Annotated in this window: 19 protein-coding genes; 12 read left to right on the top strand and 7 right to left on the bottom strand. The window is 57.0% G+C overall.

The genetic code is table 11. The annotated features are described in order from the left end of the window. Window positions 1-10: 10 nt before the first annotated feature. Together G6L01_RS05595 and G6L01_RS05590 are read left to right on the top strand one after the other, a co-directional pair. Window positions 11-397, top strand: a complete 387-nt coding sequence (locus G6L01_RS05595; RefSeq protein WP_070167150.1) for a hypothetical protein — start codon at window positions 11-13, stop codon at window positions 395-397. A 144-nt stretch (window positions 398-541) separates the two neighbouring features. Then, window positions 542-1,099 (top strand): acyloxyacyl hydrolase, encoded by a 558-nt coding sequence (locus G6L01_RS05590; protein WP_070167151.1) that lies wholly within the window; start codon window positions 542-544, stop codon window positions 1,097-1,099. Between the two features lie 25 nt (window positions 1,100-1,124). Here G6L01_RS05590 and G6L01_RS05585 read toward each other — a convergent pair whose 3' ends face one another. Beyond that, window positions 1,125-1,454, bottom strand: coding sequence for a DUF1127 domain-containing protein (locus G6L01_RS05585; protein WP_070167152.1), 330 nt, complete (start codon window positions 1,452-1,454; stop codon window positions 1,125-1,127). Between the two features lie 96 nt (window positions 1,455-1,550). Between G6L01_RS05585 and G6L01_RS05580 the strand changes: the two genes are divergently transcribed. Next, the gene (locus tag G6L01_RS05580; protein WP_070167153.1) at window positions 1,551-2,975 is read left to right on the top strand and encodes an aminotransferase-like domain-containing protein; all 1,425 of its coding nucleotides are present in this window, start codon (window positions 1,551-1,553) and stop codon (window positions 2,973-2,975) included. Between the two features lie 18 nt (window positions 2,976-2,993). Here the strand turns inward: G6L01_RS05580 and G6L01_RS05575 are convergent, their stop codons facing one another. The 5 genes from G6L01_RS05575 to G6L01_RS05555 form a co-directional block, all read right to left on the bottom strand. After that, the gene (locus G6L01_RS05575; RefSeq protein ID WP_234892419.1) at window positions 2,994-3,608 is read right to left on the bottom strand and encodes an ABC-type transport auxiliary lipoprotein family protein; all 615 of its coding nucleotides are present in this window, start codon (window positions 3,606-3,608) and stop codon (window positions 2,994-2,996) included. Between the two features lie 29 nt (window positions 3,609-3,637). After that, on the bottom strand, window positions 3,638-5,005 hold the full coding sequence (locus G6L01_RS05570) for an MlaD family protein (protein ID WP_015915781.1): 1,368 nt from the start codon (window positions 5,003-5,005) through the stop codon (window positions 3,638-3,640). Between the two features lie 6 nt (window positions 5,006-5,011). Further along, the gene (locus G6L01_RS05565) at window positions 5,012-5,833 is read right to left on the bottom strand and encodes an ABC transporter ATP-binding protein (RefSeq protein ID WP_070167154.1); all 822 of its coding nucleotides are present in this window, start codon (window positions 5,831-5,833) and stop codon (window positions 5,012-5,014) included. A gap of 63 nt (window positions 5,834-5,896) precedes the next feature. Then, the gene (locus G6L01_RS05560; protein WP_070167155.1) at window positions 5,897-7,027 is read right to left on the bottom strand and encodes an ABC transporter permease; all 1,131 of its coding nucleotides are present in this window, start codon (window positions 7,025-7,027) and stop codon (window positions 5,897-5,899) included. A gap of 187 nt (window positions 7,028-7,214) precedes the next feature. Beyond that, on the bottom strand, window positions 7,215-8,075 hold the full coding sequence (locus G6L01_RS05555; protein ID WP_070167156.1) for a UDP-2,3-diacylglucosamine diphosphatase: 861 nt from the start codon (window positions 8,073-8,075) through the stop codon (window positions 7,215-7,217). Between the two features lie 183 nt (window positions 8,076-8,258). On the opposite strand from G6L01_RS05555, the gene G6L01_RS05550 reads away from it, so the two are divergent. The 4 genes from G6L01_RS05550 to G6L01_RS05535 all read left to right on the top strand — a co-directional run bounded on the left by G6L01_RS05550 (window position 8,259) and on the right by G6L01_RS05535 (window position 13,968). After that, the gene (locus G6L01_RS05550) at window positions 8,259-10,565 is read left to right on the top strand and encodes an NADP-dependent malic enzyme (protein ID WP_070167264.1); all 2,307 of its coding nucleotides are present in this window, start codon (window positions 8,259-8,261) and stop codon (window positions 10,563-10,565) included. Between the two features lie 334 nt (window positions 10,566-10,899). Next, the gene (locus G6L01_RS05545) at window positions 10,900-11,640 is read left to right on the top strand and encodes a helix-turn-helix transcriptional regulator (protein ID WP_070167158.1); all 741 of its coding nucleotides are present in this window, start codon (window positions 10,900-10,902) and stop codon (window positions 11,638-11,640) included. A 308-nt stretch (window positions 11,641-11,948) separates the two neighbouring features. Beyond that, entirely contained in the window at window positions 11,949-12,593 is a 645-nt protein-coding gene (locus G6L01_RS05540; protein ID WP_070167159.1) for an acyl-homoserine-lactone synthase, read from the top strand. A 202-nt stretch (window positions 12,594-12,795) separates the two neighbouring features. Then, the gene (locus G6L01_RS05535; protein ID WP_070167160.1) at window positions 12,796-13,968 is read left to right on the top strand and encodes a DUF2865 domain-containing protein; all 1,173 of its coding nucleotides are present in this window, start codon (window positions 12,796-12,798) and stop codon (window positions 13,966-13,968) included. Window positions 13,969-14,033: 65 nt separating this feature from the next. Here the strand turns inward: G6L01_RS05535 and G6L01_RS05530 are convergent, their stop codons facing one another. Next, on the bottom strand, window positions 14,034-17,459 hold the full coding sequence (locus G6L01_RS05530) for a YhdP family protein (protein ID WP_070167265.1): 3,426 nt from the start codon (window positions 17,457-17,459) through the stop codon (window positions 14,034-14,036). Window positions 17,460-17,679: 220 nt separating this feature from the next. On the opposite strand from G6L01_RS05530, the gene bcp reads away from it, so the two are divergent. From bcp to G6L01_RS05505, 5 genes are all read left to right on the top strand, one after another. After that, window positions 17,680-18,153, top strand: a complete 474-nt coding sequence (gene bcp / locus G6L01_RS05525; RefSeq protein WP_070167161.1) for a thioredoxin-dependent thiol peroxidase — start codon at window positions 17,680-17,682, stop codon at window positions 18,151-18,153. Between the two features lie 101 nt (window positions 18,154-18,254). After that, window positions 18,255-19,037 (top strand): ferritin-like domain-containing protein, encoded by a 783-nt coding sequence (locus tag G6L01_RS05520; RefSeq protein ID WP_420359866.1) that lies wholly within the window; start codon window positions 18,255-18,257, stop codon window positions 19,035-19,037. A 136-nt stretch (window positions 19,038-19,173) separates the two neighbouring features. Further along, complete coding sequence (locus G6L01_RS05515; protein ID WP_070167267.1) at window positions 19,174-20,466, top strand: M23 family metallopeptidase; 1,293 nt, start codon at window positions 19,174-19,176, stop codon at window positions 20,464-20,466. Window positions 20,467-20,636: 170 nt separating this feature from the next. Next, on the top strand, window positions 20,637-20,861 hold the full coding sequence (locus G6L01_RS05510) for a hypothetical protein (protein WP_070150340.1): 225 nt from the start codon (window positions 20,637-20,639) through the stop codon (window positions 20,859-20,861). Between the two features lie 119 nt (window positions 20,862-20,980). Further along, window positions 20,981-22,432, top strand: a complete 1,452-nt coding sequence (locus tag G6L01_RS05505) for a cryptochrome/photolyase family protein (RefSeq protein WP_070167162.1) — start codon at window positions 20,981-20,983, stop codon at window positions 22,430-22,432. Window positions 22,433-22,476: the final 44 nt, after the last annotated feature.

Below are 22,476 nucleotides of genomic sequence, written 5' to 3'. Positions count from 1 at the left end.
GGATTCACTCATGCGCAAGCCACTTTTTATGATCGCCCTTGCGGGTCTCGCCATGCTGGGTGCTTGCAAGCCGACACCGCCTGCTGCCGTGAAGCCACAAAGCGCCCTTGACGTGATGGAGCGGGTGATGGTCAGCGCCTCATCCTGTTGGTTCAAGTCCGGAGATCCGGCTTTCAAAGCCTATCGCATGGATGCCGAACTGACCTCCTATTCAGGACAGCCGCGCATTCTCTTGGTGCGCAAGGGCAGCGGCGATATCCGTCCCCTGCTGGTGGTCATGGCGCAAGGCACGCCCGCCAGGCTTCAGGCCTTCGGCCCTGTCATGAACGAGCCCCTGTCCGGCCGTATTTCTGCCGACGTCAAGCGCTGGGCAAACGGATCGTCAGCCTGCCGTTAATGTTTCGATGAAACGCGCTACAGCGCCTCGTCCACGCGGCGATAAATGTCCAGCGTGGCGATTTTGGCACTGCGTTTTCTTGGAAAAATTGGCAGATTGAGCCTCGGCGAATCATCGGGATTCGAACGAGGAATTTGAATAACAATGATTGCGCTGTCTTCGATAAGAGCTTCGGCCTTGGCTGGCCTTTTACTGTTTACCATTACCACCCAATCCGCATTTGCTGGCGATAATATTTTCGACGAATTGCGTTTCGGGGCCGTCACCTCAATCCAGGGCCATGAACATGGCGGCGCCGGTGAAGTCACTATGTTGTTCGACCCATTCTCCCGCGACTCTGCCTCTGGCTTCCTTGACAGCCTTGCCCGGCCAAGGGTCCATGTCGGTGGCGAAATCGGTGGCGACAGCCTCAACAATCAGATCTATGCGGGCTTTAGTTGGACGACCGACATTTTCTCCTCCAAAACCTTTATCGAAGCAGGCTTTGGCGGCGTGATCCATGATGGCGCCATTGACGAGCAGCACCGCAACGGCCCGGATCTCGGCTGCCGCGTGCTATTTCGTGAATATGCAGCGCTCGGCTACCGGATCAACAAGACCTGGAGCGTCATGGGGCAGATCGAGCACGCTTCCAATGCCGATCTCTGCGATCCGAATGATGGCATGACCCGGGCGGGCGTGATGATCGGTTATAAATTCTGACGATCGTGCTCGATGATCGGTTTGATTACAGCATCGGGAACTTGATCGGTGCATGATGATGCGGCGGTAAAAGTTCAGCCGTCCAGTGCAGGTAAATAGACTTGCGCATTTCCAGTCGGGCTTCGTCACGTGATATGCCGATATCGCGTAACAGACACGCATCCAGATCCGTAAGGTCCTTTCGGGTCCGTCGCGTCACCTGCCACCGCTTCAGCCGTGCCCACACCGTCCCGATATGTTTCAAAAGCCGCCATACGGGACCGCGTAAAACACTGCCGTGATGATTGCTTGACTGGGCACTGCCTGCAGCATCTGTATCCCGCAAGACAATTGTATCTATTGTCACCATCACCATGATCCTAAAATCTCGTAATCTTCAATTGTGTCGCTTGTTATCTGTGCATTTATAGATACAATTGTCCTATTGAAGGTGACAATAAGGATAATTGTCATGGTAACACATTGGCTCCCCGACCTCTCGACGGCAGAGGGTCCGCTTTATATCAGGATTGCGGATCGGGCAGAGGCGGATATCAAGACCGGCAGGTTGTCATCCGGCGCAAAGCTGCCGCCGCAGCGGGATCTTGCCTTTGATTTGAAGGTAACAATCGGGACAATTACCCGAGCCTATGCATTGTTGCGGGAACGTGGGCTGGTGACTGGTGAGGTCGGGCGCGGCACTTACGTCCAGTCAAGCCTGGCTGAGAGCGAAACCGATATTCATCGCGACCCGGTTACCCTCACCTATGGCGGCACGCGAACCCTGTCGCCGCCGCCGGGCAAGCTGCGCTTTGACACCACCGCTGCCATCGATGTCGGCCAGGCTGACATTATCGGCCGTTTGATGACCGACATTGCCCGCGATCAACCGGACGAGATCGCCAGCTACACCCGAACACTGCTGCCGGATTGGCTGGAGGCAGGTCGCCGTTGGCTGTCGAATGGCGACTGGAGCCCGGAGGCCGCCAATATCGTGCCGCAGATGGGTGTACATGCCGGAGTGAATGCGGTGATCGCCGCCATTAGCGGCACCGGTGACCGGATCGTTTGTGAACACCTGACCTATTCACAGATTGCCCGCAGCGCCTCGCTGATGGGTCGCCAGATTTCACTGGTGGATTCCGACCATGACGGCATCATGCCGGAGGACTTTGAACGGGTCTGCGCACGCGAGCACCCAAAGGCAGCCTTCATCATGTCGTCAGGCCAGAACCCGACGCTGTCCTGTCTGCCCCTGTCACGGCGGCTGGAGATCGTAGACATCGCCCGCCGTTATAATGTCTGGCTGATCGAGGATTACATTTATGGGGCGCTGGTCGGCGATGGCATTCCCTTGCTGGCCCAACTGGCACCAGACCGGACATTTCTGCTCAACAGCCTGTCTAAATCCGTCGCAGCTGGAGTGCGCGGCGGCTGGGTCGCCTGCCCTGACCATATGAGCCAGCGGGTCCGCGTCACCCAGAAAATGGTCTGCGGCGGCCTGCCCTTCCTGCTGGCGGAGCTGTCGGCACGTCTGGTTCTGTCGGGGGCTGCGGATGATATTCGCGGGCGCGTGCTGGAAGAGCTTTCGGCTCGAGAACAGATCGTCCGTCAGTTGTTCGAAGGCTACGAATTCCGCTCGCATCCACACCTGCCGTATTTCTGGCTGAAACTGCCGGAACCATGGCTGTCTGGCACATTCAAGCAGGCCGCGCTGGACCAGGGCGTATTGATCGATGATGAAGACGAGTTCAAACCGGCCCGTTCATCCCGGGTGTTTCACCATATCCGCGCTGGTTTTAGCGAAGGGCGGGATAGAAGCATCGCCGAAGGTGGCCTGATCACGCTCAGGCGGATTCTCGACCAGATTCCGGTCGGCAGCAACGCCGTCATGTGACGGCGTTGCCTCCAGGGATCAGATCGTCGTCAGCGTCCAGTTGACGATATCGCCGCTGACCTTGGCGAAAGCCTGCGACAGCGCGTTGACGAGCGCCTGATTGTCACCGCCACGGGCGGGAACGCTGGCGGAAAATACCTTCTGGGAAATCACACTGCCATTGCGGTCATTGAGCAGCTTGACGGAAATCTCGACATTGGCCCGGCGAATACCGCCAGCCTCGACTTCGAACGTCCTGATGTCGGAGAGCAATTGATAATCGATTGCCAGGCCCTGTCCCGGCTTGCCGACACCGCCGAGCTTACCGGTATTTTCGAAAGCCTCGACCAGTTTTGACTGCACCATGCGCGGCAGCTTGTCGCTCCATTGCGACTTGGCCAGATATTGCATTTCCGTGCCGGAAACCCGCACCACGATCATGTCGCTGTCGAGCACTTTCAACGCGGTCGGATCGGCAACCAGAACCTGCCGCTTCTGGGCCGATTGGGTCGTTGTGGCGGCACGGATACTGGCCAGATCGTATGTGTCGTTCGGCGTTGTGCCGCAGCCCGCCAGCATCACGCCGAGAATGGACAGGGTACAAGCGGCGCGCAACACCGCCATTGGACGCAGAACCGCTAAAGAATACCCCATCATCTGTCCCTTTTTCACGGAAAAACCTGTCACCGTCTTGTCCGCCCATCATATTGCTTGACGTTGTCGCCACCGAAGATCAGCCGTTGCGGATCACGATCAAAATTGCTGATCGTGTCATCCAGGTTCTTCACGGTGCTGCGCGTATCGTTGACCAGCGTCTGAATGTCCTTCAGGCCGGAAGACGAGAATTTCGACAGATTGTCGGCAATCGGGCCGATCTTCTGATTGAGATTATCCGCCACGGCGCGAATGGACTGGAGGGTGCGTTTGGCCTCCGCCGAAAGCGAATTGGTATCGTCGGAGCCCAGCAGCGCGTCGACCTTGGCCAGAATGCCATCGACCCTGGTCGAGGCATTGTTCAACCGGTTGGAAAGCTGGGTAAAGTCACTGATTGCCTGGTCGATATCCGGTTTACGATCCTTGAAGGTCTCGGTCACCGACTGAACATTGGCAGCCGCACTGCGGGCGTCGGTGACAGCCACCGAGACATCATCCACGACACGAGAGACCTTCTGCGTATCGATCGCGGCGATCAGCGCGTTGACCTGTCCAAGCGTTCCTTCAGCCTTCACACCAAAATCGTTGAAGGTCTTTGCTGTCGCCGAAAAATTATCGACGGCGACGCCGACCTTGTCGGAGGCATCGGCAATCTTGCCGGTAAAGGTTTCGGCATTGGTCAGGATCTGGTTGACCTTGTTGCGGTCCACTGCCTTCAGCAGGTCTTCGGCTGCGGCAAGCGTTGAATCAAGCCGTCCGGAGAGACCTGTGATCGTATCGGAGAGAGCGCTGACACTCTTCAGGAAGGTGTCGATGCCATCGGCATTGTCGGCCAGAGCCTTGGAAAAGGTTTCAGCGTTGCGCATCGTATTCGTCAACGGCCCGCGCGCATCGGCGACGAAGCCCTGAACATTGGCGATAGCGTCATCCGCGCGCTTCATGATCTTGTCAGCCGTCGCCAGAAGATTGGTCAGGCTGGACTGATCGGCGACCAGCACCGCCGTCTTGCCGGTTTCCTGGGCTTTCTTCAGCAAATCGTCGCCACCAACGCCACCCGACATTTCGACATAGGCCGCACCGGTCAGGCCCTGAACCTCAAGTGCTGCCTTGGTATTGGAGCGAATGGGCGCATCCTGCTGCACCTGCGTCTCAGCGATGGAAAATGCCGGATCGTCACGGTCGATGCTCAAGGAAACGACCGAGCCGATCTGGATGCCGTTGAAACGCACCGGCGAGCCGACACTCAAACCATTGGCAGAGCCAGGAATGCGGATGGTCAGCGGTGACATGGGACCACCACGGCCATATTCAGCCATCCAGTAGACAAAACCAAATGCCGCAAGGATCACAAGAAGCGTGAACAAGCCGACGATGGTGTAATTTGCTTTGGTTTCCATAGGATCTCAATCAATCGTGCCGGCAATCGCGCGGGTGCCGCGCATTTCCTGATGTTTGGGAATGGAGCGCGCCCGTTTGCCCCGGAAATAGGATTTGACCCAGTCATCGTCGCAGGCGAGCATATCCGTTAACGGTCCTTCAACCAAGACTCGTTTCTGTCCGAGCACAGCGATGCGATCGCAGACGGAAAACAGGCTGTCGAGGTCATGGGTCACCATATAGACGGTCAGCCCCAGCGTATCGCGCAGACGGGCAATCAAATCATCGAACTCGGCAGCGCCAATCGGGTCGAGGCCGGAGGTCGGTTCATCGAGAAACACCAGGTCCGGGTCAAGCGCCAGCGCACGCGCCAAAGCCGCCCGCTTGATCATGCCGCCGGACAATTCCGAGGGGTATTTGTCCCCGGCATCCGCAGAAAGGCCGACCATCTGGATTTTCAGATAGGCCAGTTCATCCATCAGCACTTGCGGAAGCTTCAGATATTCCCGCATCGGCAATTGGATGTTTTCCTTGACCGTCAGGGCGGAAAACAAGGCACCATGCTGGAACAGCACACCGAGGCGTGTATCGAGATTGGAACGTTCGGCAGCGCTGACCGAATCGTAGTCTGCGCCCAGAATGTGGATCTGGCCGGCCTGACGCGGCAAAAGCCGGAGAACCGTGCGCATCAGCACTGATTTGCCTGCACCCGAAGCGCCGACAAAACCGAGAATTTCGCCGCGATAGACATCGAGATCGAGATTGTCCAGCACCAGCTTGTCACCGAATCCGACAGTCAGACCACGCACGGACAGCACCGCTTCGCGCCCTTCCTTGAGCGGCGGCACCTCTTGTGTCGGGTGATTGTCTCTGTCTTGATTGTTCAGGTCTTGATGTTCCACGGCGGCCCCTTAGAAATTGATCGCTGCGTAGAATACGGCAAACATCCCATCCATGAGGATGACGACGAAGATCGACTTCACCACCGAGGCCGTGACGTGCTGGCCGAGCGACTCGGCACTGCCGCCAACCTTCATACCCTCAACCGCTGCAACAATACCGATCACGACAGCCATGAATGGTGCTTTGATCAAACCAGCGGCAAAGGTCGCATAATCCACAGCATCGTGCAGGCGGGTCACAAAGACCTGAAAAGTGATTCCGGAATAGGCCAGGGAGACAACCGCTGCGCCATAGAGCGCTGCGAAATTGGCGATAACAGTCAGAAGTGGCAGCGCGATGACCAGCGCGACGATACGTGGCAGGACCAGGACGCCGATCGGATTGAGGCCGATAACCTTCAACGCATCCACTTCCTCGCGCATCTTCATCGAGCCGATTTCAGCGGTGATGGCGCTGCCCGAACGGCCAGCGATCATGATAGCGGTCAAGAGCACGCCGATCTCGCGCAATTGCAGAATGCCGACCAGGTCGACCACAAAGACTTCGGCGCCGAAATAGCGAAGCTGGAAGGCACCCTGCTGGGCGATAATTGCTCCAATCAGGAAGGACATCAGCAGGATGATCGGCACCGCCCGCAGACCCATATGGTCCAACTGATTGACGATGGAAGCAATGGACGCCCGCCCGCCACGTCTTTCCTTGGATTGCGTGCCACGCACCGCCGAGCCGAGCACATAGCTCATAGCCAAGACGTCTTCGAACAGGCTGACGCTCATTTTGCCAACCGGCTCTAAAACCCGCTGGAAGAAGGGACGGTGATCCACGACCTTTTCTGGCAAAGGCGGCTGTTCGGGCAGCGCGGAAATCAGTTCCCGCATCGCGTCGCTGCCACCGACAATCTGCACATCGCCTTGCTTGGCGGCGGCCAGTTCAATGCGGCGGATAATCCATGCGCCCGATGTATCGAGACTTGAAATGCCGGTAATGTCGATCTCGACATGGCCATTCAGCGTCTCACGCATTTCCAGCAGTTTTGGAATCACGGTATCGACCGTGGTATTTCGCCACGGACCGCTCAGGCGAAGCCGCTGCCCGGCCTCCCCTTCCAGCTGTTCGGCATCGACCGTGGCATTGTCCATCTGACCGGAACTCAAAACGAATACACTTTCAAAGCCATCACTCAGAGAGTGGGCAAGCCGCCATCGGCTTGATGCTGGCGACTATATATCGTTCCCTCGCGACAATTCCACTGATCTTTGCGTGAAAAGTGTCGATCAACCCATGGGCAACACTTCGGTCCACAGGCTTTTGTCATCTATAACCACTTTAGGCGTTGCAGCGCGCCGCCTGCGTTTCTGTTCCAGCGGGGTTTTCCACCGGAAAGATGCGAATCGGCTCCGGCGGACCAAGCAGGCGCGGTTGCGCAGCGGCGTTATAGCGCGTGCCCCATTCGATCAGCTCGAAATGTCCATCGTAATGTTCGGCCACCGCGGTACAGCTTTCCACCCAATCGCCGGTATTGATGTAATGGATACCACCGACATCCTCCATGACAGCATGGTGGATATGGCCGCAGATGACACCATGCACGTCGTTGCGGCGCGCTTCGTCGGCAACGACTTTCTGGAATTCGCCGATAAAATTGACCGCATGTTTGACCTGTAGCTTGGCCCAGGCGGAAAAGGACCAGTAAGGCATGCCCATCCGGCGGCGGACGGCTGCCAGAACCACGTTGATGGCAATCGCCATGTCATAAGCCCAGTCGCCCATATAGGCGAGCAGGCGCGCGTTGCGCACCACGACATCGAACTGGTCGCCGTGTAGAACAAGATAGCGCTTGTTATCCGCCGTCTCGTGAATCATCTGGTCCAGCACTTCGATTCCACCGAAATGGGTTCCGGGAAAACCCCGGAGGAACTCGTCGTGATTTCCGGGGATATAGACAATTCTTGTCCCCTTGCGCGCCTTGCGCAGCAATTTCTGCACCACATCATTACAGCCCTGCGGCCAGTACCAGCTGCGTTTCAACCGCCAGCCGTCGACGATATCGCCAACCAGAACGATCGTGTCGGCATCGTAAACACGCAGAAAATCCAGCAAGAAATCAGTTTTTGCGGCCTTTGAGCCGAGATGCACATCCGAAATGAAGAGGGTTCTCACATGCCGCGTTTCGGTTTCGTCGCTCACGGGAATGGTCCTTTACGATCAGCTTTGGCATGCTCTCAAAATCAGACTCGTGTTTCAGGATGATGACACGGGCTCGATACAGCGATGAGCTGCAATTGCCATGCCCCCCAGAAATATGTTCTGGTCCGTGGAACGATTTGTTGTATGAGGGGGGAAGAGATGAACGATGAAGCGGCAAGAAGCATGACCGACGACAAGACCAAGACGAATTCGCCCGCCTCTGGCGATCTGGACGAACAGGCTCTGTTCTACCATTTGCATCCCCGCCCCGGCAAATTGGAGATTCAGGCAACCAAGCCGCTGGGCAACCAGCGCGATCTGGCACTTGCCTATTCTCCCGGTGTTGCGGCTCCCTGCCTTGCCATTCGCGACAATCCACAAGCCGCTGACGATTACACGGCCCGCGCCAATCTCGTCGCGGTGATTTCCAACGGCACCGCCGTCCTCGGCCTCGGCAATATCGGTCCGCTTGCCTCCAAGCCTGTCATGGAAGGCAAAGCCGTCCTGTTCAAGAAATTCGCCGGCATTGATGTGTTCGACATCGAGGTCGACGCCATGACCGTCGATGCCATGGTCTCCACCGTCGCATCGCTGGAGCCGACCTTTGGCGGTATTAACCTTGAAGATATCAAGGCGCCGGAATGCTTCGAGATTGAGCAGCAATTGCGTGACCGGATGAATATTCCGGTGTTTCACGATGACCAGCACGGCACCGCGATCATCGTCGCCGCCGCCATTCTGAATGGCCTGGAACTGGCCGGTAAAACCATTGGCGACGTGAAGATCGTCGCGTCAGGCGCAGGCGCTGCTGCTCTGGCCTGCCTTAACCTCTTGGTCGCACTCGGCGCGAAACGCGAAAATATCTGGGTTCATGACATCGAGGGCCTGGTCTACAAGGGCCGTAACGAGTTGATGGACCCCTGGAAAGAGGTCTATGCCCAGGAAAGCGACAAGCGGGTGCTTGCCGAAAGCATCGGCGGTGCCGATGTGTTCCTCGGCCTGTCTGCTGCCGGTGTCCTGAAGCCGGAACTGCTGGAACAGATGGCGCCAAGCCCGCTGATCATGGCTCTGGCCAATCCCAAGCCGGAAATCATGCCGGAGCTGGCGCGCACCGCCCGTCCCGACGCGATGATCTGCACTGGCCGTTCGGACTATCCCAACCAGGTCAATAACGTTCTTTGCTTCCCATATATTTTCCGGGGTGCGCTGGATTGCGGCGCGACCACGATCAACGAAGAGATGAAGATGGCCGCCGTCAAGGCCATCGCCGCGCTGGCGCGCGAAGAAGTCTCAGAGGTGGCAGCCAGGGCCTATACCGGCGATTCGCCGACATTCGGACCGGAATACCTGATCCCCTCACCTTTCGATCCACGCCTCATCCTGCGCATTGCCCCTGCCGTGGCAAAAGCGGCCGAAGACAGCGGCGTCGCCCGAAGGCCGATTGCCGATTATGACAGCTATCTCGATACCCTGAGCCGCTTCGTGTTCCGCTCCGGCTTCATCATGAAGCCGATCTTTGCGAATGCAAAAACGGCTGTGAAAAAGCGGGTGATCTTTGCCGAAGGCGAGGATGAACGGGTGTTGCGCGCTGCCCAGGTGCTGTTGGAAGACGGGATCGGCGAACCGATCCTGATCGGTCGTCCACAGATCATCGAAACGCGCCTGAAACGCTTTGGCCTGCGTATCCGGCCCGGCACCGATTTTGCCATCGTCAATCCGGAAGACGATCCGCGCTACCGAGACTATGTGGACGATTACGTGGCGCTGGTTGGACGGTCGGGTATCAACCCTGAAGCTGCAAGAACCATCGTGCGCACCAATACGACCGTAATCGGCGCGCTATCGCTGAAGCGCGGCGAAGCTGATGCGCTGATCTGCGGCGTCGAAGGCCGGTTTGACAGACATGTCCACGATGTCGGTCAGATTCTTGGCAAGAAGCCGAATGTCCGAGACTTTTCCGGTCTCAGCCTGCTGATTTCCCAGCGTGGTGCGGTTTTCATGACTGATACATTCGTGACGGAAAATCCAACCGCGGAAGAAGTGGCGGAAATGACGATTCTGGCCGCCCAGACGATTCGTCAATTCGGCATCACGCCGAAAGCCGCGCTCCTCTCTCACTCCAATTTCGGTTCACGCAATTGCGAAAGTGCTCGCAAGATGCGCGCAGCGCTTGAGATCCTGCGCAAGGAAGCGCCTGAGCTGGAAGTCGATGGTGAAATGCAGGGCGGTTCGGCCCTGTCGGAAACCTTGCGCCGGCGCGCCATTCCCAACAGCACGCTGTCGGGCGATGCAAATCTGCTGGTTTTCCCCAACCTGGATTCCGCCAATATTTCGCTGGGTATCGTTCGCACCTTGACCGATGCGCTGCATGTCGGCCCGATCCTTCTGGGAGCCGCCCAGCCAGCGCATGTTCTGTCAACGTCCGTCACCTCACGTGGCGTCGTCAATATGGCCGCCCTCGCTGTCGTGGAAGCCAACCAGCAGGTCTGACCCCAACTTTCCATCTTTCGCATTCTGTAATCACTCAGGTTCATTCCGAACCTGAGTGATTTTTATTTGCCTGCTTGCATTTCCTTTCAAGAAATCCGGATCCCATTTTTCATCGCAAACGCCATGCCGAGCCGGGCGACGATGACGATCTGGGACACCATCTGTTTATTATCCTCTCGCTTGCTCTGTTTCTTCCAGAAACGGAGTTTTCGGCGTTCTCGCCGGGCATAGTCGTCTTCGCAAGACACAAAATCGCAGACCTGAAACCTTATTCGACACATGGACATTTGCCCTCAAAGGTAGAAAATAAACCCTTAGAAATTGCGGGGCTTTCATGTTTGACGATAACATTTATTTCAATTTGCTCGATTGGCTGGAGACCGCCACCAGCGCGAAATGGACCGATTTTCTGAACCGCCTGCAAGCCAGCTACAACCTGTCGGGCTGTCTTTACATGGACGCTTCCATCACTTCGGCAGGCGCCCTTCTATATCGATACGGGCATACATTCGATCAGCAGGCAAAAGACCCTATCCTCATGCTCGATGCGCCTGTTTTGCGTAACGTCTTGTCACAGCTCAGCCGGGCCATGGAACCGGTGGATATGCATGATCTGGCGCAATTGAGCGAAGAGGGTCTGCTGTTGCGTAGCAAGCTGCGCGATCTGCCCTTGCCAAGCCAGGCTGTCAGCTATCCACTCCTTTCGGTCGATGGACGCGGCGCGATTCTCGTCATTGCAAGCAATGCGTGTGACGACACGTGGCGACGCTTTCGCCGCTGCCATGACCGCGACGTTCATCTTCTGGCGGGAAAATTTCACGCAGGCCTGGTGAAACGCTGCGATGGTGCCCACATAGGAGGAGTACCCATCCTCACCCGACGGGAACAGGAAACCCTGCGGTGGACGGCTGCCGGCAAAAGCTATTGGGAAACTGCGGTTATCCTTGGAATTTCGGAACGGACCGTGCGGTTTTTCATGGCCAATGCCCGCACCAAACTCGACGCCGTCTCCAACACTCAAGCGGTGGCAAAGGCGCTGCAACGCGGATTGATCCCACCTGAGGCACCACTATAACAGGCCGCCACCCTCCAGATCTCCAGATCTTATTTTAACGAGACATCTCGGCAGCTGAGTGATCCGAACTATCATTGATAGGTGTCGGTCCATATTGGCTTTGCAAAAATTTCATATCGCTGACGTGTTTTAGATATCTGCAATGCCATCAAGGCCGGATATCGGCCACATCATCGATGCCTTGGTATGAGATGGTGAATCGGAGCAGTTTAACTGTCAATTCTTGTCAGTTAAACTGTCGCTACCGTCAGTTTTATTTGAATTTTTTTACACCCATACTGTGTCACCTTCCAATTAAGGAGACACGCATGCTCAAAATTCTGAACAGCCGACATAAGCAGACCCAACAGGCGGCATTGGCAGACATGTTTCGTCTGCGAAAAAAAGTATTTCATGATCTTTTGAAATGGGATGTCGTTGTACAGGGTGATTTCGAGATGGATCACTATGATGATGCCAATCCGATTTACGTTTTATCTTATGACGACCGGACAGGCCTGTTGCGCGGCTCGCTCCGCCTGCTGCCGACGCTTGGCCCGAATATGCTGGATGATACCTTTCCGATTCTATTGGACGGAAAGCCGGCCATTCGTGACATTTCCATGTGGGAATCGAGCCGGTTCTGCATCGACCCGGAAATTTCCCTGGACCGATCTTCCAACCAGGTCAGCGTTGCCGCAGCCGAGCTGATGTGTGGTGTTGGTGAACTGGGCCTTGCATCGGGGCTTACGCATATCGTCACCGTTACGGATGTTTTTTTGGAGCGGATGTTTCGCCGCATGGGCTGCCCCGGCGAACGAATTGGCGCGCCGCATAAGATCGGCTCGGTTCATGCCGTGGCAATTGCCTGGGAGATCGATACCGGCATGCTCGATGCCATGAAAAACATTGCTGCCATTACCGGACGCCTGCTCGACACACCCATGTCGCTGGAACAGGCGCGCGCCGCCTGACGTGGCATTTCTCACACGAAGAGCCGCCGACAATGGCTGTTCGTATGGCCGGCCTCTTGGCCCTGGTAGACGGGATTGCTAAAACAGGATTACGGGTTGGCGTTTCCGACGCCCTGCCCTATGTTCCCTTTCACTTGGCTTGTTTAGTTTCCCGTCAACCGGCCCAATAGCATGGCCCAAATAGCATGGCTTATGGATCCGCATGCGCGCTATCGCTCTTATCGTTGTCGCGTCCTGTTGTTTCATTGCTCTTGGGCCAGCCGGTTCTGCATGGGCCGCCCCAAGCTGCGAGGCTATTCGGGCCGAGCTTGCCCAGACACCTGTGGTGATTGGCAATTCTCAGGACGTGCGCGCCTATTCAGGGGCTGTGACCCGGCAGGATTTCGAGATCCGCAAATTGCAACGCACCCTGCAACAGGCCGGATGCTCCTCCAGTATCGCCATTCTCGACGGCCATGGACAAGATCTCTGCGCACCAATGCAGGAGAGCCTTGCTGTCATGCAGGAAAACAAGCGTCAGCTTCTGATCGAGCGCAACGCTGCGGGCATGAAGGGCGGCGTCAATCCCCGTCACGAGGAACTGACGGCTGCCTTGCAATCGAATGGCTGTGATGTCACCGAACCGACCTCGGCGCCCCAGGATACGGATGACAGCGGGGAGACGGTCAGGCCCTATGAAGCCCCGGTCTATCCGGATTACCCATTGCGCAATGAGGCGCCGATCTCGACATCCAGCGGCGGGCTTATGCTGCCTTCGGGACAGGGCGGATACAGAACTCTCTGTGTCCGAACCTGCGATGGCGGCTTTTTCCCGATCTCGCCCAGCACATCCGCCCGTGATTTCGGTCGCGATGCCGAAACATGCAATCGGCTTTGTCCAGGGACGCAAGCCGAACTCTATTATTCCCGCCTCACCGATGAGGCCAAGGATATGGTTTCAACCGTAACCGGCCAGCCCTATCGCGATATGCCCCATGCCTTCGCCTATCTCAGCCGCGCGCCCGGACATCAGGGACAATGCAGTTGCAACAGGAGCAACTCCGAAGGCTTGCAGACCAATGCTCCAAAGCCGGGTTCCGGGGCAGATGCTGGTGGGTCCTCAGTCATTTCCATCACATCCAATGGATCAGCCGCTGGCACCAGACAGCTGGAGGCTCCATCTGGTGCGCAGGTCAAAACATCGACCGACCAAAAGGCGACGACTGGCACGGAAGCCACGAAAAAGGCTCTCCCTGAACCTGAAGCGGCGAGCCGACCCTATGATCCCGGACGCCAGTCCGTGCGCCGCGTCGGGCCGACATTCCTGCCGTCCAATACCAGCCAGATCGACCTCGTCCATCCAGCGCTTCCAGGCGCCCAACCGGTTCAGGAATAGGCACTGATTGCAGTATCATACCCATTCCGGTTTTCTGCACGATCTATGGAGCGGATAAACAGACTCTATTGGAATTCGAAGATCTGGCGGAACATGCCGGGCGCGATGATCGATAGCGGATTGACCACCAGATGTGGCGCATCAACCGGGCCTTTCAACTTGAAGGTAATGCCCAAAAGCCCCCGGTCCCGTCCATTGCCGAGGATGCTGCCAATGATCGGCACTTCCGCAAACAAACGATTGAGACCATAGGCGGGCATAAATGTCCCGGTCATTTCCATCTGGCCTCGTGTATCCTTGATGGTGCCCTGGAACGAAGCGCCGACCTGTTCGCCACGGACAATACCGTTATCGGTCCTGAGCACGCCATCCTGATAGATCAGCCGCGCGAAGGCCCGCTGGAATTTTTCCGAACTGACATCCAAGTCACGCTTGACCGCGCTATTCAGGCTACGGCCATCGTCGGTTGCCGGCGTCGTGACGATTTTCTGTAGCCGATCCTCATTCTCGACCCGGAAATTGCGCAGATCAACATTGCCCATCCAGTTCTTGTTCAGATCGCCACGTATTTTCACGTCCAGCATGCCACCGCGCATATGGCTGTAGAGATCGACAAACCGCACCAATGTGCCTGCATCGCTGGAAATCAGCGATATATCATTGCCATTTCCAGCCTTGGTCGACTGGACGACGACCGCCTGGCCTGTATCGGTCACGGCACTCATTTTCAGCGCCGTTATTGCCCCTGATCGGGAGCCATAGACCAGCCTGACGCCGGAAAGGGCTTCGTCATTGAAACCAATCAGCTTATCGACATCGACACTTATATCGACATCGGTCGAATTACTTGACGATCGACTGTCGCCAGTCGCACCATTGGAAGAGCTGCCGGATTTCAGCTTCTTCAGCAAAACACGGCCATCAACACTGCTGCCGCTGACCTTTGCGTTGATGACACCCTTGTTGACTTGAACCGAAACGCCGAAATCATCGGCGGAGGCCAGTTTGACATGGTCGAGATCCGCCCCAACCAGTCCATTGGTTTTGGATACCACAAGCTTGCCAGTCGCCCCGAACCCGTCGCCATCGAGATTGAACTTGTCGAGCATCAGCATGCCGGACTTGTCCTGCAACTCCAGCGACACTTTGGCGGGAATACCGGAGCCCTTGGTCCAGCCAATGACCGGGATGTTCAACGTTGCGCGCGACAGGTCGCTTTTCACCAGCTGGCGATTGTCATCGAGACGCGAGACTTCCAGATCGATTGTACCGCCGACAATGTCGCCAAGGCCCGGTACGAGCTTGGCGCGCTGGCTGTCGTTCAGCTGTCCTTTCACCGTCCAGCTTGGCGCTCTATTGGAACCGCGCTCGACCGGCTGGGAGAAGTCGATCTCCACCGGCACGCCATCAATCTGCGCGTCCCCCTGCAAGACGGCATTTTGCGGATCGACCACAAGCGTGCCATCGAAGCCGTTGATCTTCTTATCCATATAGGGCCGTTTGAGATCGACACCCTTCAAATCCAGCGATGCCTTCCACACTTCCGGCGGGGGCTTTTGATCGGCGATAATACCGCCATAGAGCTGGACATCGGCCGTGATCTCGCCTGCAAAATCCTCCGGCACGAATTCCGTGCGTTGCAAGGCTTGCATAGGCTTGAATGTTGCAAGTTCCGCCATGGCATCAGCCGGGCCGCTGACGGAAACGGCGATATTGGCCATCAGGGGCTTCTTGTAGGTATTGGCGATCGCAAATGTGCCTTTATCCAACTTGACCTTGCGTCCTGAGGGGAAATAGGACGTGCCGCCGTCGATACGCACTTCCAGATCCGGCCCTGTCAGGTCGAAATGCCCGGCAAGATCACGAATCGGCGGCAGATCGCCTGTGACGTTCATTCGCGCACCGCTGATATCGAAAGCAATTTTCAGCTCGTCAGGACCCAGATCCAGGGGCTGGGGTATAGGCTTCATTCGTCCGGCAGGAATGAGCACATCGATAGAGGCATTGCTGATCGTGCCACCGAACAGATTGGCCTGCACCCAGGTTCTTGGCTTCATGGCCATCCAATAGGGCCAGAGCTGCTTGACCATGGCGGTGCGCATCTCAAACAGTTTACCGTTGAAACGGATTTCCGGCGATGCGTTGCCGAACTGAACATTGAGCGTGGCCTGCATGCTGCCATGCGGCGTCGAAACCGCCAACTCGCTGAATGTCAAATGACGCTGGCTGGGAATGAACTGTCCAAAGGCCTTCAGAGAAAACGGAAATGGCTGCTCTCCCGACGATTCCACCGAGGCCGTGCCCTGATCGACCAGTAGGTCGATGCCGATGCCCCGGGCGTCGCCCGGCACCGACTGCAACCGGTCGAGATCGATGAACCCGCCGGAGAACGGCACATGGGTTGGGCCGAAATCCGCCTCAGAAGGTCGGATTTCCGCTGTCAGCTTATCGAAATCATAGGCGAGATTAATGTCGGCCCGCGTCAAGTCCTGCTTGTCACCATCGACGTAGAGGATGCCGTTTTCCGTTCGCAACCGCGCAGAGAGAGCCGGTCTCTGGCTTTGTGACTGCCGCAAGGCATAGAAATCGATATTGATGCTGGTATCGGCCCCGTCCCGCCAGACCCCGGTGGGCGTGCGCTTGATCAGAAAAGGCGTGGCGATCAGATCCGTCACCGTTGCCGTCAATGAGGTGGTTCGGGTTCCGTCAGTCATCGCCTCGGCTGCGATCATGCTGACTTTGCCGTCGATGGAAGCCTCACCCTCAATGGCCAGCGAATCGTCCTTCTTACGGGTCAATGTCAGGTCGTTGACCTGCACATCGACCGGCTGACCAATGCCGTTTTTGGCGGGCAAGGTAATGCCCCCCAGGCGCAGCCGATCCAGCCCACCACGGACGATGAAGCCGTGCACATCGTCGAGATTGCCGAACATCGTTTCCATGAAAGCCGGAAATCCATCGATCCGCAGCGTGGCAAGATCCAGATCGCCGCCCTGCAACAGGCGTGAACTGTCGAAATCGATGCCGGTCACATCGACTTCAGTTACGGAAACCTTTCCCATCAGCAGCGAGATCGGATCGATGACCAGTTTGACGTCGCCGGCTTTAGACACGACCTGCTGAGTCTTCGGATCGGTCAGGGTGACATTCTGCGCGGCGACCGCCAGATGCAAATTCCTGGAAAGACGGATGGAGGTCTGGTCGATATCGGCTTTCAGGTCGTCGCCAATCGCAGATTGAAACGCAGCGCGCGCCCCGGTTGACAGGGCCTGGTCCAGCGTACCGGTTTCAATCGCAATGGCCGCCGCCCCCAGCATGGCCATCAGCGACAGCACGATATAGGCCCCAAACCGCATCAATCTGGTCAGAAGGCCACGGCGGCGCGGGCAATGCACGATCAAGGGATCATCGACCTGCGAGGACGGCAAGGTCTCGAGGGCAACAATATCGCCTTTGCGAAAACGGATTTTCTCGCCCCGGATCTCTCCCATGCCTTGGCCTGTATCTCCGATATTTCCTGAAGCTCGACGGGCTGTTAGCGCACCGGCAACCTTATGATTCCAATGAATGACCGAATTCGACATGTGCCTTGACTGCGCGCAGCAAACAGAATTCTGATGGCAAATTCATTACACTGGACGCGCTTCATCTGCGCTATATATCCGTCCCGGCCTTATATTTCCACAAACCGGGCAAAAGAAAGGTATCAGCATGGCGGAATTGTCGATTGGGGACATGGCTCCGGATTTTACGCTTCCACGCGATGGCGGCGGCACGGTGAGCCTCTCCTCGTTCAAGGGCAAGCAGGTCGTCGTCTATTTCTATCCCAAGGACGATACCAGCGGCTGCACCGTAGAAGCCACGTCCTTCACATCCCTGACACCGGAATTCGAGAGTTCCGGCGCAGTCATTATCGGCATTTCCCCCGACACGGTGAAAAGTCACGATAAATTCGTCGCCAAACACGGACTTGCGGTCATGCTCGGCTCTGACGAAGAGAAGACCACGCTGGAAGCCTACGGCGTGTGGAAGGAAAAAAGCATGTATGGCAAGACTTATATGGGGGTCGAACGTAGCACCTTTCTTGTTGATGCCGATGGCCGGATCGCAGGCGTCTGGCGCAAGGTGAAAGTGCCTGGTCATGCTGAGGCGGTGCTGCAAGCCGTAAAAGACAAAGCAGCGTAGCTGGAATATTTCGCCCGAAATCGATAGAGATTTCGGCAATTATGCAGTAAATGCCAAGCATGTCTCATAGCATGATAAAATCCCTGAGAGCGGGTGCGACGATGGCAATCGCCGCAACCGACCTTGATGAAAAAACCGGCCTTGCGCAGGAAACCGCCCGCCGCTGGCATGGCCGGACCCTGTCACTGCGCTCGCCGCTCGATCCACCGTTGCCGGACCGTCCGGGGCGTCCGGCCCATCCGGTTCTGGTGCCGCCAAAGGCGACGGAAAAACGGTCTCTGCACACGCTGAAGGGCCGGATCGCCATGCTGCATTCGCTGGCCCATATCGAATTGAATGCCGTGGATCTGGCGCTGGATATTGTTGCCCGCTTTGCCAGCGAACCGGTGCCACATTCATTTTTCGACGGCTGGATGCAGGTGGCCTTTGAAGAAGCCAAGCATTTCGGCCTGGTGCGCGACCGGCTCCGGGCGCTCGGGGCTGATTATGGCGACATGCCAGCCCATGACGGCCTTTGGCAGGCGGCCCATAGCACCCGCACCGACCTGACAGCCCGACTTGCTGTCGTGCCGCTGATCCTTGAGGCGCGCGGCCTGGACGTAACCCCGTCCCTTCAGGAAAAGATGCGCGAGACCGGCGATATCGAAAGTGCCGATGTATTGAAGATCATCTATGACGACGAAAAAGGCCATGTCGCCGTCGGCGCCAAATGGTTTCGCTTTCTCTGTTCCCGTGAAAAGCGTGACCCGGCCAAAACCTTCCAGCAATTGGTTCGCGCCAACTTCCGTGGAACGTTGAAAGCACCGTTCAACGACATTGCTAGGGCGGAAGCCGGGCTGACACCTTCCTTTTACCGGGTGCTCTCCTCTATCAGCCACGCTTGAAACATATCGGCGGCAGGCAACATTTTGTTAACCTTAACAGGATGTAATCACCTCGACAGAATCGGGTCTGCAATCCGGGTCAAACGTTAGAGTTTGGCCACGCGCAACGGCTGTAACGATGCACGAGGTCGGCATGATGAAGACACGCAGCCGCAACGGCTTCAGCAAGCGTCAGCGCCAACAGCATGTCCTTATCCTCGCGTCCGGCGAAACCATTCGCCATATGATACTGCGCCCGTGGATGGCAGGAGCCGGTCTTTGCCTGGTGGTGGCCGGTGTGGTCGGCTATCTCGGCGCGACCTCCTATCTCATCATGCGCGATAATCTGATCGGAGCCTCCATGGCCCGCCAGGCGCATTTACAGCACGACTACGAAGACCGGATTTCCGCCTTGCGCGCCCAGGTCGACCGCGTCACGTCCCGGCAATTGCTGGACCAGCAGGTGGTGGAGGAAAAGCTTCAAACCCTGCTCGAAAAGCAGATGGCGCTTTCTGCCCGTTCCGGCAAGCTTGGATCGCTCCTGGACCGTGCCGAGGAATCCGGCTTGACGCCGAATGAGTCACCTTCAGCACCAGCGGTACAGGATAAATCCGCATTTATCGCGCCTGTGGGCAAAGGCAATGCGCTCGCCGCCCTCAACCGGATGCTCCATACCGGACCCGCAGACACACAGGAAAGCGATGGCCCGGCACTGAGCTTTATGCCCGCCCATGAAAGCGGCGCCGACCGGGCGGACCGGGTTTTCCGCAATGTGACCCTGTCACTGAAATCCATCGAACAGCAGCAGAAATCAAGCATCCATGCACTGACCGCCGAGGCGAGCGACAAGGCCGGTGCCATCGAGCAGGTCCTGACCGACAACGGCATCCAGATCGACAAGCCTGATGCCGGCAAGGATGGAATGGGGGGACCTCTGGTCGATGCCGATCCCAAGCTCGGAATCGATACCAGTCTCGAAGGGTTGGACAGCGCCCTCAATCGCCTGGATGCCGCACGCGAAACGGCAAAGGACATGCCTTTTTCAAATCCTGCCGCTACCCGCGAAATCACCAGCCCCTTCGGTAACCGCCCTGACCCGCTGCTTGGACGACTGGCCATGCATACCGGCATAGATTTCCGCGCAACGAATGGTTCAGCTGTCAAAAGTGCCGGTGCCGGAACCGTGGTCACGGCGGGACCGACAGGCGGCTATGGGAATATGGTGGAAATCGACCATGGTCAGGGACTTTCCACCCGTTACGGCCATATGTCGAAAATCCTGGTTCGTCCCGGCGAAAAGATCGAGGTCGGTCAGTTGATCGGCCTGTCTGGGTCTACCGGGCGTTCCACCGGGCCGCATCTGCATTATGAAATTCGCAAGAACGGCAACCCGATCAATCCGATGAGCTTTCTGGCATCCGGAATGACATTAAAGCCCTTTATTCAGTAGTAGGCGCCTCAAATCGGGAGGAATCGCGCGATTGGAGATGAGATTGGCGGCACTTACCAAGGCAACCCGTTATTCATAAATGTCTGTTACTGAATATCTGCAGATACGAGGATATGTCAGGGGACCTGAGTTGCAACAAAGCAGCTCAACAGACAAAGCGGAACGGTACTATGTGGCTTGAACTGCATGACGGCGACGGGTTTCCCTTCTTCGTCAATATGAACAATGTTGTTGATTTTCGTTGGTATGAACGAGAAAAATATACCAGCTTGCTGACCACGGCGCCTGTGGCGGAAAAACTGCATATGCTTTACGTGCGAGAAAGCGCGACCCAGATCATGCAGATGATCCGCCAGGAGCAAAACCGGCAGGCTGGCAGGACAGGCGGCGCTTAAAGCATCGGCCCCGAAAAAGAAACCGGGTTGCTGAACGCTGCTCTAAGCATGGCAGAGATTGATCCAACACCTTTCGCCTAGCGTAATGGTATAGGTTACTCCTGAATCAGCGAGCCACCATGCCAAATGCCAGCCCTAGTCCAACCATCCTTTGGTTCCGCAAGGATCTGCGTCTTGATGACAACAGGGCGCTGCACGCAGCCTTGCAGACCGGAAGCCCGGTCATCCCCGTCTATATCCTTGAGCCTGAGGAGATGGGTACCGGCCCGCTCGGTCCGGCGCAGGCCTGGTGGCTGCATCACTCACTCGTCAGCCTCGGCCAGTCGCTTGAACCTTACAGCAGTAAGTTGATTCTTCGCCATGGCCCACCGGGCCAGGTCCTGCGCCATCTGATCGAGCAGAGTGGCGCCAAAACCGTGCATTGGAATCGCCGTTACGATCCATCCGGCATGGCCATGGATGCGGAGCTGAAAGCCGCTCTGCGCAGCGAAGGGCTTGAGGCCAGCAGCCATGCGGGCTTCCTGCTGCATGAACCGTCGAAGGTGAAAACCGGGAGCGGCGGGCCTTTCCGTGTCTATACACCCTTCTGGCGCGCTCTTGAAAAACAGGGCGATCCACCACCGCCCATCGAGAAACCCAAGACCTTTCACAACCCCGCCGATTGGCCGGATAGCGACCGGTTGGAAGACTGGCAATTGCTGCCGACCAGGCCGGATTGGGCAAAAGAGTTTTCGCAGATCTGGACGCCAGGGGAATCCGGTGCGCATGAGAAACTGAGCCAGTTTATCGATCATGGCATCAAGGGTTACCGCACGCAGCGGGATTTCCCCGCCCTGCCCCATACATCCGGCCTGTCGCCGTATCTGGCTTTGGGGGAAATTTCTCCGGCGCGAATCTGGCATGCAACCATCGGCCTCGGCGATGATGTTTCCAGCGAAGACTATGTGCATTTTCGAAAAGAGCTGGTCTGGCGGGAATTTTCCTACCACCTGCTGTTTCACTTTGCCGATCTGGCCAGCCAGAACTGGAACGACCGCTTCAATGACTTCCCCTGGGAAAAGAACGCGGCATTTCTATCCGCCTGGCAACGGGGCCAGACCGGCTATCCGATTATCGATGCCGGTATGCGCCAGCTTTGGCGGCATGGCGTCATGCACAATCGCGTGCGGATGATCGTCGCCTCCTTCCTGATCAAGGATCTGATGATCGACTGGCGCGAGGGCGAAGCCTGGTTTCGTTACACCTTGGTCGATGCCGATCCGGCTTCCAACGCCGCTAGCTGGCAATGGGTGGCTGGCTCCGGCGCCGATGCCTCGCCATTCTTCCGAATTTTCAACCCGGTCACCCAGAGTGAGAAATTCGATCCGGACGGCGATTATATCCGCCAATTCGTTCCAGAGCTGGCAAAACTACCCAATAACCTGATCCATCGTCCATTCGAAGCCCCCGCAGCCCTGCTGGAAAACGCGGGTGTTACGCTTGGCAAAACCTATCCGGCGCCACTGGTGGATCACAAAAAAGCCAGGGCAGTGGCGCTTGAGGCCTATAAATCAACCGGCGCGCCGGAATGAATAACAGCCTCAAAGGCATTTCTCCCGCATGCTGAGGCAAGGTT

This window comes from Agrobacterium vitis (genome assembly GCF_013337045.2).
GTDB classification, from domain to species: Bacteria; Pseudomonadota; Alphaproteobacteria; order Rhizobiales; family Rhizobiaceae; genus Allorhizobium; species Allorhizobium vitis_B.
Note: the sequence above shows the minus strand (reverse complement) of the source record. Positions and strands in the feature narration are given on the sequence as shown.